14 protein-coding genes are annotated in these 22,985 nt (G+C 58.9%); all 14 read left to right on the top strand.

The annotated features are described in order from the left end of the window. Positions 1–11: 11 nt before the first annotated feature. The 14 genes from ACYVAC_RS17820 (at position 12) to ACYVAC_RS17755 (ending at position 22,983) form a co-directional block, all read left to right on the top strand. Positions 12–1,826 carry a RagB/SusD family nutrient uptake outer membrane protein gene (locus ACYVAC_RS17820; protein ID WP_461099124.1) on the top strand — a complete coding sequence of 605 codons (1,815 nt, stop codon included), beginning with the start codon at positions 12–14 and terminating at the stop codon, positions 1,824–1,826. 99 nt (positions 1,827–1,925) lie between these two features. Then, on the top strand, positions 1,926–4,421 hold the full coding sequence (locus tag ACYVAC_RS17815) for a glycoside hydrolase family 95 protein (protein WP_461099123.1): 2,496 nt from the start codon (positions 1,926–1,928) through the stop codon (positions 4,419–4,421). Between the two features lie 43 nt (positions 4,422–4,464). Then, positions 4,465–6,141, top strand: a complete 1,677-nt coding sequence (locus tag ACYVAC_RS17810) for a glycoside hydrolase family 43 protein (protein ID WP_461099122.1) — start codon at positions 4,465–4,467, stop codon at positions 6,139–6,141. 115 nt (positions 6,142–6,256) lie between these two features. Next, a complete protein-coding gene (locus ACYVAC_RS17805; protein ID WP_461099209.1) occupies positions 6,257–8,476 on the top strand; it encodes a glycoside hydrolase family 127 protein in 2,220 nt (739 codons plus the stop codon). 120 nt (positions 8,477–8,596) lie between these two features. Next, positions 8,597–9,118, top strand: a complete 522-nt coding sequence (locus ACYVAC_RS17800) for a VOC family protein (protein WP_461099121.1) — start codon at positions 8,597–8,599, stop codon at positions 9,116–9,118. A 30-nt stretch (positions 9,119–9,148) separates the two neighbouring features. Continuing rightward, positions 9,149–10,723, top strand: coding sequence for a glycoside hydrolase family 43 protein (locus ACYVAC_RS17795; RefSeq protein ID WP_461099120.1), 1,575 nt, complete (start codon positions 9,149–9,151; stop codon positions 10,721–10,723). 8 nt (positions 10,724–10,731) lie between these two features. Beyond that, positions 10,732–12,690 carry a glycoside hydrolase family 97 protein gene (locus tag ACYVAC_RS17790; RefSeq protein WP_461099119.1) on the top strand — a complete coding sequence of 653 codons (1,959 nt, stop codon included), beginning with the start codon at positions 10,732–10,734 and terminating at the stop codon, positions 12,688–12,690. Between the two features lie 46 nt (positions 12,691–12,736). After that, positions 12,737–14,713: a family 43 glycosylhydrolase gene (locus ACYVAC_RS17785; protein WP_461099118.1), complete on the top strand. Its 1,977-nt coding sequence runs from the start codon at positions 12,737–12,739 to the stop codon at positions 14,711–14,713. A gap of 33 nt (positions 14,714–14,746) precedes the next feature. Further along, on the top strand, positions 14,747–16,045 hold the full coding sequence (locus ACYVAC_RS17780; protein ID WP_461099117.1) for a glycoside hydrolase: 1,299 nt from the start codon (positions 14,747–14,749) through the stop codon (positions 16,043–16,045). 43 nt (positions 16,046–16,088) lie between these two features. Further along, a complete protein-coding gene (locus tag ACYVAC_RS17775; protein ID WP_461099116.1) occupies positions 16,089–16,943 on the top strand; it encodes a sialate O-acetylesterase in 855 nt (284 codons plus the stop codon). A 44-nt stretch (positions 16,944–16,987) separates the two neighbouring features. Next, positions 16,988–17,914 carry an alpha/beta hydrolase gene (locus tag ACYVAC_RS17770; protein ID WP_461099115.1) on the top strand — a complete coding sequence of 309 codons (927 nt, stop codon included), beginning with the start codon at positions 16,988–16,990 and terminating at the stop codon, positions 17,912–17,914. A gap of 21 nt (positions 17,915–17,935) precedes the next feature. Beyond that, positions 17,936–19,612, top strand: a complete 1,677-nt coding sequence (locus ACYVAC_RS17765; RefSeq protein ID WP_461099113.1) for a GH39 family glycosyl hydrolase — start codon at positions 17,936–17,938, stop codon at positions 19,610–19,612. Positions 19,613–19,628: 16 nt separating this feature from the next. Beyond that, complete coding sequence (locus tag ACYVAC_RS17760) at positions 19,629–21,716, top strand: alpha-L-fucosidase (RefSeq protein WP_461099112.1); 2,088 nt, start codon at positions 19,629–19,631, stop codon at positions 21,714–21,716. A gap of 106 nt (positions 21,717–21,822) precedes the next feature. Continuing rightward, positions 21,823–22,983: an alpha/beta hydrolase-fold protein gene (locus ACYVAC_RS17755; RefSeq protein ID WP_461099111.1), complete on the top strand. Its 1,161-nt coding sequence runs from the start codon at positions 21,823–21,825 to the stop codon at positions 22,981–22,983. The last annotated feature ends 2 nt before the right edge of the window (positions 22,984–22,985 follow it).

Here is a 22,985-nt window from a genome sequence, read left to right as displayed (position 1 = left end):
TTGACCATCCTATGAAAACGATAAACGTTTGGGCTATTCTTGGCCTGACCGCCCTGCTTTCAACAGGCTGCGAAAAGATTCTGGACGAAAATCCACAGTCGCAGATTGTACCCTCCTATTTCAACAGCCCGGCGGGCGTACTGGGCGGTATCGCCGGTGTCTACAACGATCTTCGGGGCCAGTGGGGTACCGAAGGCTTTACGGTGGAGATGCAGGCCGGCACCGACGAGTTTCTGCAGGGTGCCAGCTCGGGTGGTGGCCCCGCCTACACCTACAATGGCCTGAACGGCAGCAACTTCGGCGCAGCCTGGAGTACCGCCTTTCAGGACATCAATACCCTGAACGGGGTGTTGCAATATGGCGCTACCATCGACCTGCCCGATGCCACCCGGAAGCAGTACCTGGCCCAGGCCAAGTTTCTGCGCGGCTTCTGGTATTTCTACCTGGTGCAGACGTTCGGCGATGTGCCGCTGAACACCAGTTTCATCACGGTGCCGTCGCAGGCGGCTTCGCGCCAGCCCGCAGCCGATGTGTACGCACAGGTTATCAAAGACCTGACCGAAGCTGCGGCCGACCTGCCCAATACGCCAACGGCCCCCTTCCTGGGCAAGGCAGCCACAAAACCCGTTGCCCAGCTGCTGCTCGCCAAGGCGTACCTGACCCGCGGCTGGCTGAACAATACCGCAGCCGATTTTACGCAGGCCGCCACCCTGTGCGACAACATCATCGCCAACAAGGGCACCTACGGACTGGATCTATGGGCCGACTACGGCGATGCCTTCGTGCCGGCCAATGATTACGGCAAAGAGACCATGTTTGTCAGCGATCACGTACTCGATCCGAAATTTGGCTACTACACGGTGGGGAGCGGTGCATCGGGCGGCTTTGCCCAGAACCTGACTCCCTGGTTTACGACCTGGAACTACCCCAACAACAGCGGAGTCAACTCGTTTATCAACTCGGCGGGTACGCTGGTCAACAGCGGTACATCGGGCATGATCCGGGATTCGCAGTACGGCCGGCCTTACGTTCGGATGCGGCCCAACAGCGACCGGCAGAAGTCGGGACCCAACGCGGGCAAAAGCTATTTCCTCGATCAGGCCTTTACCAACCGGACCGTCGATTCGCGCTACGCCAATTCGTTTTATAACGTTTACATTGCCAACACGGCCATCACCAACGCAGCCAACGCGGCCAACAACAAACGCGGTATCGGCTACACCACCGTGGTGGGTGCCGACACGGCTGTCTGGCTGCCCGACTTCGAAGTCGCCGGCGCTCCGCAGTTCGTGGGAACCCGGCCCTTCAAGGGCATCGTGGTCCCCCCCAGCCTGTGGAACAACGGGATTTTTCCTTCCCTGAAGAAATTTATGGATCCCAGCCGGGGTGCCAACTTCAACGACCCCTCGACCCGGCCTGTGGTGCTGTACCGCTTTGCCGACGTGTACCTGACGGGCGCCGAAGCGTACCTGAAAGCGGGCGACGCCACCAAAGCGGCTGCCCTGCTCAACGTGGTTCGGCAGCGGGCCGCGTTCCGTAAAACGAACACGCCGGCCCAGAACGCAGCGGCCGTTACGGCCATGACCATCACGCCGGCCGACGTAACCGTCGACTTCATCCTGGACGAACGCAGCCGGGAACTGTTTGGCGAGTGGCAGCGCTGGCACGACCTGGTCAGGACCCGCTCGCTGGTACGCCGGGTGCAGGCCTGGAACCCCGAAGCAGCCCCCTACATCAAGGATTACCACATGCTGCGGCCCATTCCGCAAACCCAGATCGACCGGGTAGTGGAAGGACCTAAATTTCCGCAGAATACAGGGTACTAGTTCGTATGTTTACCAGAGAGGGAACACGGCCGACCGTGTTCCCTCTCTGGTATCATTCTGCTTTCCGGGGTATTGGTTTACCCATCTCATCGTCGACCCATGAACCACGCGCTTTTCACCACCCTCCTTTGGCTCACCCTGTCTGCAATGACCCAGGCCCAGTCGCGAACCGGGCTGCGGCTCTGGTACGATAAGCCGGCCAATGCGGTCTGGGAACGCGCCCTTCCCGTCGGTAATGGCCGGCTGGGCGCCATGGTGTACGGCAATGTTGGCCGGGAAACGATTCAGCTCAACGAGCACACCGTCTGGTCGGGAGGTCCCAACCGCAACGACAATCCCGATGCGCTGGCCGCCCTGCCCGAGATTCGCCGGCTCATTTTTGAGGGTCGGCAGAAAGAAGCCGAGCAATTGGCCAACAAGGCCATCATTACCAAAAAATCGCACGGGCAGCTTTTTCAGCCCGTCGGTACGCTAAACCTGACCTTTGCCGGTCACGATCAGTTCACCGACTATTACCGGGAGCTGGATATCGAACAGGCGGTGGCCCGCACCCGCTATACCGTGGGCAGCGTGACGTACACCCGGGAGGTATTCGCATCGTTTCCCGACCAGGTTCTTATTGTTCAAGTAACGGCCAGTAAACCGGGCCAGCTGTCGTTTTCTGCTTCATACACCACCCAGCATCGTCAACCTGCGATTACCCGAAGTGCCCCCAACGAATTGAGCCTGTCTGCCACTACGTCGGATCACGACGGGGTGAAGGGACAGGTTCGGTTCCGGGGGATAACCCGCATTAAAACGTCGGGCGGCCAGCTTACGGCAACCGACTCGACCCTCACCGTAGCCGGGGCTACCACCGCCACGATCTACCTCTCCATTGCTACCAACTTTACCAGCTATAAAGAGCTGACTGGCGACGAGAACCGGCGCGCGGCTGCCTATCTGTCGGCGGCCTATCCCAAATCGTTTGCCGCCCTGCGAAGCGCCCACGTAGCTGCCTACCAGCGCTATTTCAACCGGGTCAGCCTCGACCTGGGCAACACCGATGCCGCCAGCCTGCCGACCGATGCCCGGCTGAAAAATTTCCGGTCAGTTTCTGATCCACAGCTCGTTACCCTTTACTACCAGTATGGTCGCTACCTGCTGATCTCGTCGTCGCAACCCAATCCGAACGGGCAACAGGCGGGCGGGGCCGCAGGTCAGCCCGCCAACCTCCAGGGCATCTGGAACAACAGCATGCGCCCTCCCTGGGACAGTAAGTACACGATCAACATCAACGCCCAGATGAACTACTGGCCGGCCGAAAAAACAAACCTTTCCGAGCTGCACGAGCCTTTTCTGCGGATGGTGCGGGAGCTGTCGGAAACGGGGCAGGAAACGGCCCGGAGCATGTACGGCGCCCGGGGCTGGATGGCCCACCACAATACCGATATCTGGCGGATCACGGGGGCGATCGACGGCGCCTTCTGGGGCATGTGGATTGCCGGGGGCGGCTGGACCAGTCAGCACCTGTGGGATCACTACCTCTACAGTGGCGATAAAACGTACCTCGCATCGGTCTATCCGGTTCTGAAAGGCGCGGCTCTGTTCTACGCCGATTTTCTGGTCGAACACCCTACCTACCACTGGCTGGTGGCCAACCCCGGCAGTTCGCCCGAGAATGCGCCCAAAGCCCATGGCGGCTCCTCGCTCGATGCCGGCACCACGATGGATAACCAGATTGCGTTCGATGTCTTTACCACTACCATCCGGGCCGCCCAGGTGCTGGGGCAGGATGCCGCCTTCTCGGATACGCTGAAAGTACTCCGCAGCAAACTACCGCCCATGCACATCGGGCAGCACGCTCAGCTGCAGGAGTGGCTCGAAGATATCGACGACCCGCAGGACAAGCACCGCCACGTATCGCACCTGTACGGCCTTTTTCCATCCAACCAGATCTCGGCCACCCGCACCCCCGACCTCTACGCAGCCGCCCGCACAACGCTCCTGCACCGGGGCGATGTATCGACCGGCTGGAGCATGGGCTGGAAAGTGAACTGGTGGGCCCGCCTGCAGGATGGTAATCATGCCTACACCCTGATTCAGAATCAACTCACCCCGCTTGGCGTGACCAAAGACGGGGGGGGCACCTACGATAACCTGTTCGACGCGCACCCGCCGTTTCAGATCGACGGCAACTTTGGCTGCACGTCGGGCATTACCGAAATGCTCCTGCAGAGTGCCGACGGGGCCGTTCATCTGCTCCCCGCCCTGCCCGACGTCTGGCCGGCCGGCCATATTGGTGGCATCCGGGCCATTGGCGGCTTCGAGATCGTTGATATGAACTGGAAGGCCGGGAAACTAACGGCCGTTACCATCAAATCGAATCTCGGCGGCAACCTGCGCCTGCGAACGCCCAATGTCCTTAAGGCCGGCAACGGTGTAACCCTCAAACCGGCATCCGGTCCCAACCCAAACCCGTTTTATACCATCGAACCCACACCGACACCCATCGTATCGGCCAAAGCGAACCTGGCGCCCCCTGCGCTAAACGAGACGTGGCTGTATGACATAGCCACGCGCCCCGGCCGCGTGTATACGCTGGTTGCCCAGTAACTAAACCCGTTTCCAAAAAAGCGGCTTTCGGCCCCACTGACTTATGTTTAAGACTTCGATCTTGTCCTTACTTGCGGCTCTTTGTTTTGTCTGGAGTCCTGATCTGACTGCCCAGACGACGCTCGTCAACCCGGTCTTGACCGGTTTCTACCCCGACCCAAGTATCGTTCGGGTTGGTCCTGATTATTACTCCGTCCATTCTACATTTTCCTACTTTCCCGGTTTGCCGATCATGCACAGCCGCGACCTGAAAAACTGGAAGCAGATCGGCAACGTAATCAATCGCCCGTCGCAACTGGAGTTCATGGGCGAACGGATGACACGCGGACTGTTTGCCCCCGCTATCACGTACTATAAAGGGACCTATTACGTAACCTGTACGGATATCGACCATGATGGAAATTTTGTGGTCACGGCCAAAAATCCGGCCGGCCCCTACAGTAATCCGGTCAAGATTCCGGAGGTGAAAGGTATTGATCCCTCCATCTATTTCGATGAAGCCACCGACAAAGCCTACGTCATTTACAACAGCGATGCGCCCGACCGCAAACCCCTCTACCCGGGGCACCGCACCATCCGGATGTATGAATTCGACTACCGGAACCTAAAGGTTGTCGGCGACGAAAAACAGTTGGTCAACGGCGGGGTCGACCTGTCGAAAAAACCCGTCTGGATCGAAGGGCCGCATATTCTGAAGCGGAACGGCTGGTACATCCTGTACGCGGCCGAAGGCGGCACCTCCGTCAATCACTCGCAGGTGGCCCTGCGCAGCCGGGATATCTGGGGGCCATACGTACCGTTTGAGGGCAACCCGGTGCTGACGCAGCGGGGCCTGCCAGCCGATCGTCCCAACCCAATCACCTCGGCCGGGCATGCGCAGTTTATCGAGGGGCCCGATGGCAACTGGTATTCCATTTTTCTGGCGGTACGTCCCTACGAAGGCGATTACTACAACACCGGCCGCGAAATGTTTATTGCCCCGCTGACGTGGGTAAACGACTGGCCAATGATCGAACACGGCGAAAAAGCCATTGCCTACCAGTACCCAACCAACATCAAAGAAGTCAAACAGAAGGAAGCCTTACCGCAGAGCGGTAACTTTGCTTACACCCTGCTGTTCGACAAGGGGCTCGATCTGTCGATGCTTTTTCTGCGAACGGTAGATAGCAGCTCCTTTAGCACATCGAAAGCAAACGGACTGACACTCAAGCTTAAACCGGAAACGATTTCGGAAGCCGGGAACCCGTCGTTTGTGGGTAAACGGCAGCAACATTTGATGAGCACCGCCGAAACCGAACTGACCTTTTCGCCAAAAACCGACCGTGAAAAAGCCGGGCTGGTCATCTTTCAGGACGAACGCCACTTCTACTTCGTCGCCAAATCGAAAAAAGAAGGCAACGACGTGGTGCAGCTCTTCAAAAGCGCAGATAAAGGTATGGACTTACTGACCGAAATGCCGTTAACGACATCGGCCCCAACGGTCCATTTTAAGATACAGTCGGCGGGCGCTCTGTACAGCTTCCAGTACTCGACCGATGGGAAAAACTGGACTGTATTGAAAGACCAGGTCGACGGCAAGTTTTTGAGCACGAAGGTCGCCAACAGCTTTATTGGCTGTGTGTATGGTCTCTATGCGACCTCGTCAGGCGAAAAATCCGACAACTCGGCTTCCTTCAAGTACCTGCGCTACAAGGGCGATGACCCCATGTACAGGCAGTAGTCCTGTTGTGACCGCTGCCCGACCAATCGCTTCCAAACCACGCTGTTACCCCGTGAGAAAGCTTCTGTTGCCAACCGTTTTCTGTCTGCTGCTGGGCGTTCGGGCCTTAGGTCAGATGCAGCCGTTTGCCCTGCAGGCGGTAAAACTGACGGATGGGCCCTTTAAAAACGCGCAGGATGTCGACCTGCGCTATATACTGGCCCTCGATCCCGATAAGCTGCTGGCCCCCTACCGCATCGATGCCGGCCTGCCCCTGAAAGCCCCGCGCTACGGCAACTGGGAAAGTGCGGGGCTGGACGGTCATATTGGCGGACACTACCTGTCGGCGCTGGCAATGATGTATGCCTCAACTGGCCAGCCGGAACTGAAAAAACGGCTCGACTACATGATTGCCGAACTGGCTGCCTGTCAGGCTAAAAACGGCAACGGGTACGTGGGCGGCATCCCGCAGGGTAAGGTGTTCTGGGAGCGGATTCACAAAGGCGATATCGACGGTAGCAGCTTCGGACTTAATAATACCTGGGTACCCCTCTACAACATCCACAAGCTGTTTGCCGGTCTGCGCGACGCTTACGTCTACGCCGGCAGCGAGCCCGCCAAAAAAGTGCTGGTGGGGTTGGGCGACTGGTTTATCGACCTCATCAGGCCCCTGTCCGACGAGCAGATTCAGCAGGTGTTACGCACCGAACACGGCGGCATCAACGAAACCTTTGCCGACCTGTATGTGCTGACCAGCGACCCGAAATACCTGCAAACCGCCCAGCGCATCTCGCACCGGGCGCTGCTGGAACCGCTGCTCGCCAGGCAGGATAAGCTCACCGGCCTGCACGCCAATACGCAGATACCGAAAGTGATCGGCTTCGAAAAAATCGCCACGCTGACCGGCAACACCGACTGGTCGGAAGCGGCCGTGTATTTCTGGCAGACCGTATCGCAGAAACGAAGTGTGGCGTTCGGTGGCAACAGTGTGCGGGAGCACTTCAACCCGACCACCGATTTCAGCCAGGTACTGCGATCGAATCAGGGGCCCGAGACCTGCAACTCGTTCAACATGCTGCGGCTAAGCAAGGCCCTGTTTCTCGATAAAAACGACGTTAGCTACCTCGACTTCTACGAACGCACCCTGTACAACCATATCCTGTCGAGTCAGCACCCCGAGAAAGGCGGTTTCGTGTACTTCACGCCCATCCGGCCCAACCATTACCGGGTGTATTCGCAGCCCGAAACCAGCATGTGGTGCTGCGTGGGGTCGGGTCTGGAAAACCATACCAAATACGGCGAACTGATTTACAGCCATTCGGCCCGCGACCTCTACGTCAACCTGTTCATTCCGTCGACACTAAACTGGGCCGAGCAGCACATCCGGCTTACCCAGCGTACCGGATTCCCGTACCAGAACCAGACCGAACTGACCGTCGACCAGACGCGTTCGCAGCCGTATGCGATCAACATCCGCTACCCTGCCTGGGCCGAAAACCTGACCGTGCTGGTCAATGGAAAACCCCAGCCCGTCGATGCCGGGACAACCCGTTACGTAGCCATTCGCCGGACATGGAAAAAGGGCGATACCGTTACGGTGCGCTTCAACACGTCGACCCGGCTCGAGTACCTGCCCGATGGGTCCAACTGGGCCGCCTTTGTCAACGGCCCTATCGTGCTGGCCGCCAAAACAACGACGGCCGACTTGACCGGACTTTTTGCCGATGACAGCCGCATGGGCCACGAAACAAAAGGCCGGCTCTACCCACTCACGCGAGCCCATGCACTCGTGGGTGACTCAGCCACCTACCTGGCGCAGCTCAAACCCGTTGCCCCCCTCCGCTTCAGCCTCGATTCGCTGACGCTGCAGCCGTTCTACGAAGTGCACGATGCCCGCTATCAACTGTATTTTCAGACCTTCACGCCGGCAACCTTCACCGAGCAGCAGGCCCGGCAGAAACAGCAGGAAGCAGCGGCCCTGGCGCTCGATGCCAACACGGTCGATAAGGTGAACTGCGGGGAGCAGCAGCCCGAAGTGGACCACCAGTACAAAGGCGAACGAAGCGAATCGGGCTACGATGACGAGCAGTTCTGGCGCCGGACCCGGTCGTATATGACCTACCAGCTCCAGAACAAAGGTCGGGCGGGTAAGTACATCGACATTGTTGCTTTAGGAGATAGCCCAACCGAGCATGCGCGCTTTTTTATCAATGAGCAACCCGCCCACATTGTATCGGTTTCGGGAAAAACGATTCGGCTCGAAGCCGCCAGTCAGGACGTAGTGACGATAAAAATCGTTGCTCAGAACGGGACCAGTACCCCACGCTTTAATCAGATCAGACTAGTAACAAACTAACGGGCAAGCTTCACGAACCTGCTCATTAAGGGGATTTTACACGTGTAACTAAAAAAGTGTCAAAATGACACCATTTTGTATCAGGTTGTCCGGATGGTCGACCTTTATCGCTCAAACCGCATGAAAAACACACGAACAGCCTGGGTGCTGCTGGCAGTCTGCCTGCTGCTTACCCGTTATACCTGTGCCCAGTCGAATTTCGCCAGCAAGGCCATCGGGGTAGGTGTGGTCGTGGCCGACCTCGACCGTTCCATCGATTTTTATGTAAACGGCATTGGTATGGTCAAAACGGGCAGTTTTCCCATCACCGAGGAGTTCGGCAAACGCTCGGGCCTGTCCAACGGCGTACCGACCACCGTTACCCTGCTGAAACTCGACAACAGCCCCGACGCCACCGACTGGAAGCTGATGAGCTTTGGTAAAAAAGCGGGCCACCCCAAACCCCGCCATATCCAGGACGATACGGGTATGCAGTACATCACCATTCAGGTAAAGGCCCTGCAACCCATCATCGACCGGCTCACCCGCATGAACGTACCGTTTCTGGGCAGTACCCCAACGCCCCTCAACGACAAAGCGCACTTTGTGCTGGTGCAGGACCCCGACGGTACGTTTATCGAACTGATTGGCCCCCTCCAGTAGTCGCCCCCAACCAACGTCTGTTCTTTTCGCATGAGCACCAACTCGTTACCATACGGCCTGCTGATCCTCCTACTGCTGCTGGGACGCCTGGCGGCTGTTGGCCAGTCGGCCCGGAACCCCATCCTCTATGCCGATGTGCCCGACATGGCCATGATCCGGGTGGGCAACACCTATTACATGAGCAGCACGACCATGCACCTGAGTCCGGGCCTGCCGATCATGAAATCGACCGACCTCGTAAACTGGCGGCTGGTGGGCTACGCCTACGATACCCTCGCCAGCGTCGACGCGCTGAACCTGACCAACGGCAAGAGCACCTACGGACGGGGCTCGTGGGCGAGCAGCCTGCGGTATCATAACGGCCTGTACTATGTCACGACCTTTGCCCAGACCACCGGCAAAACGTACATCTATACCACCCGGGACATCGAGAAAGGCCCCTGGAAAGAAACATCGTTCGCACCCTCGTACCACGACCACAGCCTGTTTTTCGACGATGATGGCCGAACGTACCTGATCTACGGGGCGGGCCGGCTGAAACTGGTGGAACTAACGCCCGATGCCTCGGGGGTGAAACCGGGGGCCACCGAGCAGGTGCTGATCGACAATGCCAGCACGCCCTCAGGAACGGGTGGCGGTCTGCCCGCAGAAGGGTCGCAGCTGTTTAAAGTGAAAGGCAACTATTACCTGTTCAACGTCACCTGGCCCAAAGGCGGCATGCGCACGGTAGTCATTCACCGCGCCGACAAACTGACTGGCCCCTGGGAAGGGCGCGTGGCGCTGCAGGATAAGGGCGTGGCCCAGGGCGGGCTGATCGACACGCCCGATGGCACGTGGTATGCATACCTGTTCCGCGACTCGGGCGGGGTGGGCCGGATTCCGTATCTGGTGCCGGTGCGCTGGGCGGATGGCTGGCCGGTATTGGGCGACAACGGGAAGGTGCCCGAAGCGCTGAACCTGCCCGCCAGCAAGGGTTTAATACCCGGCATCGTAGCGTCGGATGAGTTTACGCGCAAAACCGGCGATGCGGCCCTGCCGCTGGTCTGGCAGTGGAACCACAACCCCGACAACCGCCTGTGGTCGGTAAGGGAGCGGAACGGGTTTCTGCGCCTGAAAACCGGCCGCATCGACACCTCGTTCGTCATGGCCCGCAACACGCTCACCCAGCGTACTATAGGCCCCGCCAGTACGGGAGTCACCCGACTCGATGCGGCAAACCTGCACGAGGGCGACTTCGCCGGTCTGGGACTGTTGCAGAAAAACTACGGACTGGTGGGCATACAGGTCAGCAACGGCGCCCGGTCGGTGGTCATGGTCAGTGCCGCGTCAGGAAAACCGGTCGATGTGCAGCGGGTACCGCTCAACCAGCAGACGGTTTACCTCAAAGCCGAGTGCGACTTCCGCGACCGTACCGATACCGCCCATTTCTTCTACAGTCTCGACGGCAAAACCTGGACCGCCATCGGCGAACCGTTGAAAATGCCCTACACCATTCCGCACTTTATGGGCTACCGCTTTGGCCTGTTTACCTACGCCACCCAGCAGCCGGGCGGCTATGCCGATTTCGATTATTTCCGGATAACGCCCAGCCTGTCGGGTAAGTAACCCCTCACATGAAACACAGTACGCACTACCTGATTCTGATTTTCCTGCTCACCGTCGGCCGGGTAAAGGCCCAGCCGACGGGTACGGTCATTACCAGCCCCGATGGCAACCTGGTGGTCACGCTATCGCTCGAAGCCGGCAAACCGGCTTACGCGGTTTCGTTGAACGGCAAGCCCTATCTGACGACCTCTCCGCTGGGCCTTAAAACAAACGTGGGCGATTTTACCGAAGGGTTGACGCTCGCCGGGGCGCGCACGAGCCGCAAAATCGACACCACCTATGCCCTGCCGACCATCAAAAAAAGTCAGGTTCATTACGTAGCGAATGAGGGGGTAATTGCCTACTCGAAAGACAATGCGCCCGCCATCGACATTACGTTCAGGGTCAGCAACAACGATGTTGCGTTCCGGTACAAAGTCTACCCGCAGAAGGCCTCCCGGTCGTGCGTTGTCAATGAAGAAAAAACCGGCTTCGTGTTGCCGACCGGCACGACCACGTTTCTGTCGGCGCAGAGCAAAGCAATGGTGGGGTTTGCCCGCACCATGCCGAGCTACGAAATACCCTACACGGTCGATGATACACTGGGCGAGAACGGTCGTGGCAACGGCTACACCTTTCCGTGCCTCTTCAGGGTCAGTACCGGTGGCTGGGTGCTTCTTTCGGAAACGGGCGTCGACAGTCGGTACTGCGGCAGCCGGCTGATTGGGCATAGCGGGGGATTATACACCATCGGCTTTCCCATGCCCGACGAAAACAACGGCATTGGCACCCCGGCTCCCGGCCTTCCGCTACCGGGCGAAACACCCTGGCGCACGATCACCGTCGGCGAAACCCTCGCCCCCATTGTCGAAACCACCGTGCCCTTCGATGTGGTCGAGCCCCGCTATGCAGCTTCGCAACCGTACGAATATACCAAGGGCAGCTGGAGCTGGATCATCGGTATGGACGGTCGAACGGTGTATGACGAACAGATCCGATACATCGACTTCAGCGCGGCCATGGGGTACAAAACGGTGCTGGTCGATGCGCTCTGGGATACGCAGATCGGCCGCGCCAAAATTGCCGAGCTGGCCCGCTACGGCGCGGGCAAGGGTGTCAGCCTGTATCTCTGGTACAACTCCAATGGCTACTGGAACGATGCGCCCCAGGGGCCACGGGGTATTATGGACAACACCATTGCCCGGCGCCGGGAAATGGCCTGGATGAAGAGCATTGGCGTTAAAGGCATCAAAGTCGATTTCTTCGGGGGCGATAAACAGGAGACCATGAAGCTGTACGAAGACATTCTGTACGATGCCAATGATTATGGGATCCTGTGCATTTTTCACGGGTCTACCCTACCCCGGGGCTGGGAGCGCATGTACCCCAATTACGCAGCCAGCGAAGCGGTGCTGGCCAGCGAAAACCTGGCTTTCTCGCAACGGAGTTGCGACATGGAAGCCTTTAACGCGACTATCCACCCGTTCATTCGGAATACCGTAGGCAGCATGGATTTCGGCGGCAGTGCGCTGAACAGGTTTTACAACGCTACCAACACGCCGAATAAAGGTTCGAGACGCGTTACTTCAGATGTGTATGCCCTGGCAACGGCGGTTTTGTTTCAAAGCAGTGTGCAGCACTTTGCCCTGGCGCCCAACAACCTCACCGACGCACCGGCCTGGGCCATCAACTTCATGAAAACCGTGCCCACCACCTGGGATGAAGTCCGGTATATCGATGGCTACCCGGGCCGATACGTAGTGCTGGCCCGCCGGCAGGGCACGAAGTGGTACATAGCGGGTGTGAATGCCCAAAAAGAACCCCTGAAACTAAAAATTCGGCTGCCCATGCTCGCTGCCGGGAGCGAGTACACCCTGTACAGCGACGACGCCCAGCTGGCGGGCCGCGTGACCACGGCCAAACTCCCGAAATCGGGCGAGGTGCAATGGGTCATCCCGAGCAACGGCGGTGCCCTGCTGGTTCAATGAGCCGATTTAACAACTGATGCCTTCACGTTTTCTCTGCTGTAACACGGTGAACCAACCAACGATTCTGAACCGGCTCCGCTATCTGGTCCTGCTTCTGGCCACAGGTACGACCCTGCTGGCGCAGCGCCCCACTGCTGAGCAGGCAGCCTACAGCGAGGTAACGACCTACATGAACCCGGTGCTGCCCGGCGATCACCCCGACCCGACGATGCTGCGCGTGGGCGATGACTTTTACCACTGCGGTTCCAGCTTTCATTTTACCCCCTACCTGCCCATCTACCACTCCAGAGACATGGTGCACTGGGAGGTGATCAGCCGGGTGATACCGCCGACGGCCAGCTTCGTCACCGACCGGCCGTCGGCGGGCATCTGGCAGGGAGCCATCACTTATTTCTACGGCTCCTACTGGATCTATTTCTCGGCCAACGGGCAGTGGTTTTCGAAAGCCAGCAACCCCAAAGGCCCCTGGTCAGAGCCAGTGCGCGTGAAAGGTGACCCCAAAACCGGGCCGCTGGGCTACGACAATTCCATTTTTGTGGACGACGACGGCAAGCCGTACATGGTGATCAAAAATGGGCAGAAGACCAACCGTATTCAGGAGCTGGGCCGCGACGGACAGCTCACTTCGTCGGTCATAAACCTCGACTGGGTCAACGCCAGACTACAGTACAGCTGGGCCGAGGGGCCAGTGTTGTGCAAGCGCAACGGTTACTACTATTACTTTCCGGCGGGCGACGTGTCGGGCGGGCAGTATGCCATGCGGGGCAAAGCCCTGACCGCCGACTCGACCCAGTGGGAGCGGCTCGGCGATTTCTTCAAACCCATCAGCGACCCCAAAACGGGTTTTCGGCGGCCCAACCACATTTCGGCCCCGATCCAGCTGCCCGACGGTACGTGGTGGACCATCGGACAGAGTTACGAGAAGCCGCTGCAGGGCGCCGACTGGTCGGGTATGGGCCGGCAAACGAGTTTGTACCCGGTGATCTGGGAAGGCGACCGGCCCTGGGGTATGGCCCCCACCACCCAGCCCGTACAGAAACCGAACCTGCCGCAGGGCGGTATCTTGTGGCGCAGTGCCCAGTCCGACTATTTCGATACCCAGCCCCTGTCGTTGAACTGGCATTTTCTGAACAAGCGCGCGGCCAGCCGCTATTCGCTCACCGACCGTAAAGGCTGGATGCGGCTCGCACCCGACACCGCCCGGGTGCACCTGCTGCAGAAAGAAACCGATCATTACTATTCGGCCGTGACGCGGGTCGATCTCAACGCCAGCGCCCCTGCCGACAAAGCCGGCCTGTACCTCACCAACGGCAATCAGACGGTGGTTGCCCAGCTGTACAGCGGCTTCGACGGAAGTAAGCAAATCGTGTTCAAACTCGATACCGCCACCCGCACAGTGCCCAACACCGCTGGCAAGGTGGTCTGGTTGAAAGTAACGCGCTACGAGCATCAGCTGACGGGTTACTTCAGCGGTGACGGCAAGACCTGGACGGCCGTGGGTGCCCCTATCAGCGCGGTCGCGTTAGACAAGGTGCAACCCAACTACAACTCGTGGGTGGGTACAAGCCTGGGGCTATTTGCCGACGGGAAACCCGCCGACTTCGATTTTTTCGTGTGTAAAGATGGCTTTTCGAGCCTGCCGGCCGTGGGCTACAGCAATCAGTACGGCGTTGAAACCGTGGGCGACGGGCGGACTGCGGCCGTGACCAACACGACCGATCGGGGCGGGTGGTTCATGCTGTCGGGCGTCGATCTGGGCAGCGGCAGCACCGCAGCCAAACAGATTCAGCTGGAGCTGACAACAACCGGCGCAGGAACGCTGGAAATCTGGCTCGACGACCTGAAAAACGGCAAGAAGATCGGCAGTCTGAAACTCCAGTCGACCGCTGGTCGGGCAAGCTGGACAACGGCTAGCCAGTCACTCAGCGGTGTGACGGGGCATCACGATGTATTCATAAAGTTTCCGGCTGGTCAGGCCCGGCTGGCCACGATCAGAACCCTGCAGTTTTCGCCCCGACGCTAAGGGCCTTACGGCATGCCCAAAAACCAAAACCTCATGATAAGCCACCTGAAACCAACCGTTTACGCCTGCACGCTGAGCCTGCTGCTTACGGGTTGCCAGCGTGCTGCCGAGCCGGTTGCCGTTACGCCCAAACCCGCGGCAACCGTTATCGCCATCAACCCCCAGACCACCTACCAGACCATTGCAGGTTTCGGGGGCGCCAACCGCATGTGGGGTACCCAGTCGCTGCTGCCGGCCGACGCCCAAAAAGCGTTTGGCACGGGCGACAACGAACTGGGGCTAAGCATTTTTCGGGTACGTCTGTCGTCGAACAAAAGCGACTGGCCCATCATTGTCGAGGCCGTTAAAGAAGCCAACAAGCGCGGGGTAAAAGTACTGGCCTCCCCATGGTCGCCACCGCCCGCTCTGAAAAGCAACAACAGTGAGGTTCGGGGCTATCTGCTGCCTGACAACTACAAACCCTTTAAAGACTACATCAACGAGTACGTAACGTACATGGCGCAGCGGGGGGCCACCATCGATGTGGTCTCGATCCAGAACGAACCCGACTGGAAGCCAACCTACGAATCGTGCGATTATACCGCCGACGACTTTATTAGTTTCCTGCGGGCCCCCGGCACCATCGCAGGTGTCAAACTAGCTGCGCCCGAATCGTTGAATTTCAATCAGGGCCTCACGAACGCTATTCTGAATGACGCCGAAGCCAGTAAGAAAATCGACATCGTGGCCGGTCATATCTACGGCGGAGGACTGGCCCGATTGCCGCTGGCCGAGCAGCAGCAAAAAGAAATCTGGATGACCGAATACCTGCTGAACCTCGATACCGGCAACGCGGGGGCGCCTAAATGGAGCACCTACTCGGAAACCGCTAAATGGGATGAATCGCTCAAGATGCTGACCAGCGTGCACGATGCCATGTCGAACAACTGGAACGCCTACATCTGGTGGTATCTGCAGCGCTATTACTCGTTTATCGGCGATGGCGAGGAAGGTACGGCAACGGGAGCAATTCTGAAACGAGGCTACGCCTTTTCGCATTACGCCCGCTTCGTCAGACCGGGTTTCGTACGGATCAGTGTCGACAATACATCGGCGCCCCAGCTCCGGATAACAGCCTATAAAAAGGGCAGCCAGACCGTTGTCGTGCTCATCAACCCCGGCACCTCGGCGGTGAGCAACCTGCAGCTAAACGGGCTGACACCGGCTTCAGCCTCCGCCTACACGACCACGCTGACAGCCAGCATGGCCCCCAAAAACCTGACCGTTGCCGACAGGGCCACCTCCCTCGACATCCCGCCGGCCAGCGTGACCACGGTGATTATTAACCAATAAGCAAGCCCCATACCCGACAAACATCCCTTACCGACGCATTGATATGAAAACGGCCGTACATGGTTTCTTTTGCCTGGGTCTGCTCCTGCTGAGCCTGAATGCCCTGGCCCAGGACAAAAACTTTCACATCTACCTCTGCTTCGGCCAGTCGAACATGGAGGGCAACGCCCGCATTGAGCCGCAGGACACGGTGGGCGTAAACCCACGCTTCCAGGTGATGGAAGCGGTCGACTGCCCCGGCCTCAACCGGACCAGGGGTAATTGGTACACCGCCAAACCACCCCTGTGCCGCTGCAAAACCGGCCTCACCCCCGCCGATTATTTTGGTCGGGAGCTGGTGGCCAATCTGCCCCGGAAGGTTCGCGTGGGCGTCATCAACGTAGCCATCGGCGGCTGCAAGATCGAGCTGTTCGACAAGGACCACTACGAATCGTACGTAACGACGGTGCCGGGCTGGATGAAGAATTTCATTCAGGAATACGAGGGCAATCCCTACGGCCGACTGGTTGACATGGCCCGGCTGGCGCAAAAAGACGGCGTTATCAAAGGCATCCTGCTGCATCAGGGCGAATCGAATACGGGCGATACGCTCTGGACCAGAAAGGTAAAGGTGGTCTACGATAACCTGATGCACGACCTGAACCTGAACCCTGCCAACGTACCGCTGCTGGCCGGTGAGACCGTCAACGCCGATCAGAACGGCAAATGTGCAAGCATGAACAAAATAATCGCTACCCTTCCGCAAACGATTAAAAACGCCCACGTGATTTCATCGGCCGGCTGCACCGACTCGGCCGACGATCTGCACTTCAACGCGGCCGGCTACCGGGAACTGGGCAAACGATACGCCACGCAAATGCTGTCGCTGCTGGGTGTCAAACCCGCGGCAACGAACTAAGGCCGTTGCGGTCTCTACTCACCCGGTTATAAACCCCTGGCAACATGAAATTCTTTCGTTTACGCGCAACAGGCAGCAACACGCTGACCATCACCGCGCTGGCTGGCTGCCTGGCTGCGTTCACCGCAAAAGCCCAGGAAATCATGCCGCTCTACAGCGGAGCCGTGCCGAATGCAAAACCAGCCGACCTGGTGGAGACGGGCGCGGAAACGGGTGTGCTGAAGAACATTACGAACCCTACGCTGGCCTACTACAAGCCTGCGCCGGGCAAAGCGTCGGGCGCGGCCATCATCATCGTTCCCGGTGGCGGGTACGGCGTGGTGGTTTACAACGGCGAAGGCGTGAACACGGCGAAAGCGCTGGCCGAACAGGGCGTTGCGGCTTTCGTGCTGAAGTACCGCCTGCCCAGCGACGCCATCATGGCCGACAAGACAATCGGCCCTTTGCAGGACGTCCAGCAGGCCATTAAACGGGTACGGGAGAATGCCGCCAGCTGGGGTATCGATGCCCGTAAAATCGGTATCATGGGCTTTTCGGCGGGTGGTCATCTGGCCTCGACAGCGGCTACCAAGTTCGAGAAATCGTATGTGGAAAATCCTGAGAACACCAGCCTGCGCCCCGATTTTCAGGTGCTGGTTTACCCGGTCATCAGCATGCGAGACAGCCTCACCCATAAACCGTCGCGCACCAGTCTGCTGGGCTCTGCCCCGTCGCAGCAGACCATCGACCTGTTCTCCGGCGAACTTCAGGTGCGGCCCAACACGCCCCCAACCTACCTGACCCATGCCGCCGACGATAAACTCGTCGACGTAGACAACAGCATCCGGTATTTCGAGGCCCTGCGGCACCAGCAGGTGCCGGTCGAGATGCACATCTACCCCAGGGGTGATCACGGATTTATTTTCCGGCACCCGGGCTGGATGGAACCGCTGTTTGCGTGGCTGAAACAAAACAACTGGATCAACAAGTAAGCCATGCCAACGCCTGAGCCCATGAAACGACTTGCCCTTTTTTGTATGCTGCTGCTGGGCAGCCAGCCGCTAACCGCCCAATCGCCCGTGCCGGTTTCGATTCGGGTGGATGCCGGGAAACCCGTGGGCGAGATGCGGCCGTTCTGGGCGTTCTTTGGCTACGACGAACCCAACTACACCACCCGCGCCGACGGCCAGAAACTACTGACCGAACTCCAGCAGCTAAGCCCCGTACCGGTCTACGTGCGGGCGCACAACCTGCTGACCTCCAAAGGCGAAAGCCCCGGTCCCGACCTCAAGTGGGGCTTCACCGATGCCTACCGGGAAGACGCTGCCGGCAAACCCATCTACAACTGGCTAACGGTCGACAGCATCGTGGATTCGTACGTGAAACGGGGCATGAAACCGCTTATGGAAATTGGCTTTATGCCCCGGGCTCTTTCGTCAAAACCCGACCCCTACGCCCACACCTGGAGCAAGGGCGGTACCATCTGGACGGGCTGGACCTACCCGCCCAACGATTATGACAAATGGCGCGAGCTGGTCTACCAGTGGGCGAAGCATTCCATCGACCGCTACGGCAAAAAGGAAGTCAGTTCGTGGCTCTGGGAAGTCTGGAATGAACCCGACATCGGCTACTGGTCGGGCACGTTCGAGGAGTACTGTAAAACCTACGACTATGCCGCCGACGGCCTGAAACGGGCCTGCCCGGACTGCACCATCGGCGGGCCTCACACCACCAGTCCCCGCAGCGACAAAGCCTACACGTACCTGACCAGATTCATCGAGCATTGCCTGCGCGGCCAGAACTACGCGACCGGCAAAACCGGCTCCCCGCTGCAATACATCGGCTTTCACGCCAAGGGCAATCCGGAACTGGTCGATGGGCACGTGCGCATGAACATGGGTGTGCAGCTGAAAGACGTGCAGCGGGCTTTTGAAGCAGTCAACCAGTATCCCGAACTGAAAAACATACCGATCATCGTGGGCGAGTGCGACCCCGAAGGCTGTGCCGCCTGCTCTGAAACCCGCGAACCGAAATACGCCTACCGCAACGGTACCATGTATTCGAGCTACACGGCGGCTTCGTTCGCCCGCATCTACGAACTCATGGATCGATATAAGGTGAACCTGCGCGGAGCCGTGAGCTGGTCGTTTGAGTTTGAGGATCAGCCGTGGTTCGCCGGCTTTCGCGACCTGGCTACCCACGGCGTCGACAAGCCCGTGCTGAATGTGTTCCGGATGTTCGGGAAGATGAACGGGCAGCGACTGGCCGTCACGACCGGGCAGGGACTACAGGCCGCCGATATTATCGCCCACGGCGTTCGGGCCGCCAGCGACGTGAACGCACTGGCCAGCAAGGGAGCCAACTCGGTTTGTGTGCTGGTCTGGCATTACCACGATGACAACGTGACGGGCCCGTCCGCCCCCGTAAGCCTGACCATCGACGGGCTCGGCCGGAAACCCGTGACCGTGCATCACTACCGGGTCGATGACCGGCACAGCAACTCATTTGAAGCCTGGAAAGCCCTGGGCAGTCCGCAGCAGGTATCGCCCGACCAGTATAAGGCGCTCGAAAAAGCCGGGCAGCTTCAGGAACTGGGTCGCCCCACGGCACAGGCCACCCGCAACGGCAGCCTCACCACCACCTTCGACCTGCCCCGTCAGGGCGTTTCCTTACTCCAACTAACCTGGTAATTTACTACTGTCTGCGATGCCCGGAACGTACTGCTTTCGCCTGATCGTCTGTCTGCTAAGCGCGCTGTCTGCCGTTGCGCAGCCCACCGCGCCCAAACCCGAGGGACCACTGCCGAGCGCCAATCAGCTGCGCTGGCAAAAGATGGAATACTACGCGTTTATCCATTTTTCGATAAACACCTATACCGACATGGCCTGGGGACTGGGCAGCGAAGACCCAAAACTGTTTAACCCCACCCAACTCGACTGCCGGCAGTGGGCGCGTATCTGCAAGGAAGCGGGTATGACCGGAATCATTTTCACCGCCAAGCACCATAGCGGCTTTTGCCTGTGGCCGTCGCAGTACACCAACTATTCTATTAAAAGCACCCCCTGGCGCAATGGACAAGCCGACATTGTCCGCGAGCTGGCCAATGCCTGCAAGGAATACGGCCTGAAGTTTGGCGTGTATCTGTCGCCCTGGGATCGCAACCATCCCGACTATTGCAAGCCCGCCTACATCACGTATTTCCGCAATCAGCTAACGGAACTGCTGACCAACTACGGCGACATTTTCGAAATCTGGTTCGACGGTGCCAACGGTGGGTCGGGCTACTACGGCGGGGCCAACGAGACCCGAAAAATCGACGCCAAAACCTACTACGACTGGCCCAACACCTACAAACTGGTGCGTAAACTCCAGCCTAACATCGTAATCTGGAACGATGGGGGCGACCGGGCCGACCTGCGGTGGGTTGGCACTGAAGCCGGCTACGTGGGCGAAACCAACTGGAGTCTGCTGAATGCCACGGGCGATGTACCGGAAGCGCAGCTGCGCCACGGCCTCGAAACGGGCAATGCCTGGGTGCCCGGCGAAGTCAACACCTCGATCCGGCTCGAGTGGTTCTACCACGAGCGCGAAGACAAAAAGGTGAAAACGCTGCCGCAGCTGATGGATACCTACTACAACTCCGTAGGCCGGAACGCGACCCTGCTGCTCAACTTTCCAATCATGCCCAACGGCCTGATCAATCCCTTGGACGAGAAGGCTGTGCAGGCGTTTGCGAAAGCCACGAAAGAAGCCTTCGCCGATAATCTCGCGCAAAAGGCCACCGCAACGGCAACCCAGGTGCGGGGCAACAGCGCGGCCTATAACGCCGGCAAGGCCATCGATGCCGATCTGGCGAGCTACTGGGCGCCGGATGACAACGTGCGCCGGGCGGCCCTGACGGTGCAGTTTGGCAAACCCACCACCTTCAACCGGTTTCTGGTGCAGGAGCCCATCCAGCTGGGCCAACGGGTCAAAGCCTTTACGGTCGACGCGCTGGTGAATGGGCAGTGGAAGCAGGTGGCCAAAGAAACCACCATCGGCTACAAGCGCATACTGCGGTTCCCGACGGTAACGGCTACCCAGCTGCGGCTGACCATTCTGGATGCCAAAAGCTGCCCCCTCATTGCAAACCTCGAAGTATTCAATGCGCCCCTGATTTTGTCGTCCCCCGTTATTACCCGTAATCAGGCCGGCGAGATCCAACTCAACGCGGGCGATAGTGAATCGGAACTGTACTACACGCTCGACGGCAGCACGCCAACTGCCCGCGCAACCCGCTACACCACACCCGTATCCACCGGCACTGGAAAAGTCGGGGTAAAGGCAATTGCCTGGAATCCCTTTACGAAGCAGAGCAGCACGATGGGCGAGGAGCAGTTTGATGTGGCCCGCACCGACTGGAAAATCCTGACGGCAGAGGCCCGATCGGGCGCGCAGTTGCTGGACGGAAACCCCGGCACTTCCTGGCGTCAGCCCAAAGACCAGCCGCTACCGGCCGATCTGGTAATCGATCTGGGCAGCGAACAAACCCTGACTGGCTTCCGCTACCTGCCGCCCCAGAACTGGTGGGAAGAAGCGGGCATCGTTACGCAGTATCAGTTCGAAGTATCGGCCGATAATGCCAGCTGGAAACGGGTCAGCGACGGCGAGTTTTCAAACATCAAGAACAGCCCGGTCTGGCAAACCAAAACGTTTGCCCCTACCCGCGCCCGGTACATCAGGCTACGTGCCCTAAGAACCGTTGGGGAAAACTCCGCGCCGGGCTATGCCGAGATCGATATCATCACCCGCTAGTCTCGTTTTGCAACGGGCTGAACAACGATCTTTTTGTCGACAGCCAGGCCCGTTAACCAGCGACCTACGCAACACATTACCAGCCAATTCCTTAACCGCAAGCCCCATGATTAATCGTTCCATTCGTCGACCAGGCCTTGTCTGCGCCCTGCTGGGCCTGTGCAGCCTGGCTCTGGGCCAGCCCCCCCGCGGCCCGCAGGTGGTGTCGCCCCAGGTAAACCCCGACCATTCGGTTACCTTCCGCTACCTGGCCCCGCAGGCCCGGGCGGTTGAACTCAGTGCGCAGTTTGAGAAAGCAGCCCTGCCCATGCGCAAAGATGCGCAGGGTATCTGGAGCGTGACGACGGCCCCCGTCAAACCCGACATCTATCCCTACAGCTTCCGGGTCGATGGGGTTACGGTCATGGACCCGGCAAATGTCGCGTTTTTCCCTAACGAGCGGTTCAAAGCCAGTCTGGTCGACATCCCCGGCGATGGGCCGCTGGTGCATGCCCTGCGCGACGTGCCCCACGGCTCGATCAACTACGAATACTACCCGTCGGTGGCAGGCACAACGGGCTCGCTGGTGGTCTATACGCCACCGGGCTACGACCAGAACGCCCGCCAGAAATACCCGGTCTATTACCTCATCAGCGGTACTACCGATACCGAAGAAACATTCTACAAAGTCGGCAGGACCAACCTGATTCTGGATAATCTGCTGGCTGAGGGTAAGGTGAAACCGATGATCGTGGTGATGCCCTATGGCAACATTGCGGCCCGGCTGGCCGAGCAGCAGGGAGGCCCGAAACCCGCCGACCCAACCGTGCGCGACGGAGCCGATGCCGTCAGACGCGCCAACGAGTTCACGGCCGATCTGGTTGGCAACATTATTCCGTATGTCGAGAAAAATTACCGGGCCATCGCCAACCGGGAGAACCGGGCCATCGGTGGTTTTTCGCGCGGGGGCGGGCAAACGCTGCGCACAGCCTTCAACCACATGGACAAGTTTGCGTGGGTATGCGCCTACAGTTCGTACCTGTCGCCCCAGGAAATGGACGGTAATTTCAGCCAGATCGTGACCAAACCCGACCAGACCAACAAGCAATTGAAACTGCTGTGGGTGAGCGTGGGCAGCGATGATTTCCTGTACAAAGGCACGGTGGAGTTTATGGAGTACCTGAAAGCGAAGAAGGTGAACTACAAAAGCCTGATCACCGACGGGGGCCACACCTGGATGAATGTAAAAACGTACGTGGCCACTACCACCCCCTTGCTCTTCCGCTAAAC

The organism is Spirosoma luteolum (assembly GCF_054778875.1).
Note: the sequence above shows the minus strand (reverse complement) of the source record. Positions and strands in the feature narration are given on the sequence as shown.

Excerpts from the sequence above, each read along its gene's own strand:
- ACYVAC_RS17755 (WP_461099111.1), top strand. The coding sequence starts at position 21,823 with ATGATTAATCGTTCCATTCGTCGACCAGGCCTTGTCTGCGCCCTGCTG.
- ACYVAC_RS17770 (WP_461099115.1), top strand. The coding sequence starts at position 16,988 with ATGAAATTCTTTCGTTTACGCGCAACAGGCAGCAACACGCTGACCATC.
- ACYVAC_RS17805 (WP_461099209.1), top strand. The coding sequence starts at position 6,257 with ATGCAGCCGTTTGCCCTGCAGGCGGTAAAACTGACGGATGGGCCCTTT.
- ACYVAC_RS17775 (WP_461099116.1), top strand. The coding sequence starts at position 16,089 with ATGAAAACGGCCGTACATGGTTTCTTTTGCCTGGGTCTGCTCCTGCTG.
- ACYVAC_RS17795 (WP_461099120.1), top strand. The coding sequence starts at position 9,149 with ATGAGCACCAACTCGTTACCATACGGCCTGCTGATCCTCCTACTGCTG.
- ACYVAC_RS17765 (WP_461099113.1), top strand. The coding sequence starts at position 17,936 with ATGAAACGACTTGCCCTTTTTTGTATGCTGCTGCTGGGCAGCCAGCCG.
- ACYVAC_RS17810 (WP_461099122.1), top strand. The coding sequence starts at position 4,465 with ATGTTTAAGACTTCGATCTTGTCCTTACTTGCGGCTCTTTGTTTTGTC.
- ACYVAC_RS17790 (WP_461099119.1), top strand. The coding sequence starts at position 10,732 with ATGAAACACAGTACGCACTACCTGATTCTGATTTTCCTGCTCACCGTC.
- ACYVAC_RS17800 (WP_461099121.1), top strand. The coding sequence starts at position 8,597 with ATGAAAAACACACGAACAGCCTGGGTGCTGCTGGCAGTCTGCCTGCTG.
- ACYVAC_RS17820 (WP_461099124.1), top strand. The coding sequence starts at position 12 with ATGAAAACGATAAACGTTTGGGCTATTCTTGGCCTGACCGCCCTGCTT.
- ACYVAC_RS17760 (WP_461099112.1), top strand. The coding sequence starts at position 19,629 with ATGCCCGGAACGTACTGCTTTCGCCTGATCGTCTGTCTGCTAAGCGCG.
- ACYVAC_RS17815 (WP_461099123.1), top strand. The coding sequence starts at position 1,926 with ATGAACCACGCGCTTTTCACCACCCTCCTTTGGCTCACCCTGTCTGCA.
- ACYVAC_RS17780 (WP_461099117.1), top strand. The coding sequence starts at position 14,747 with ATGATAAGCCACCTGAAACCAACCGTTTACGCCTGCACGCTGAGCCTG.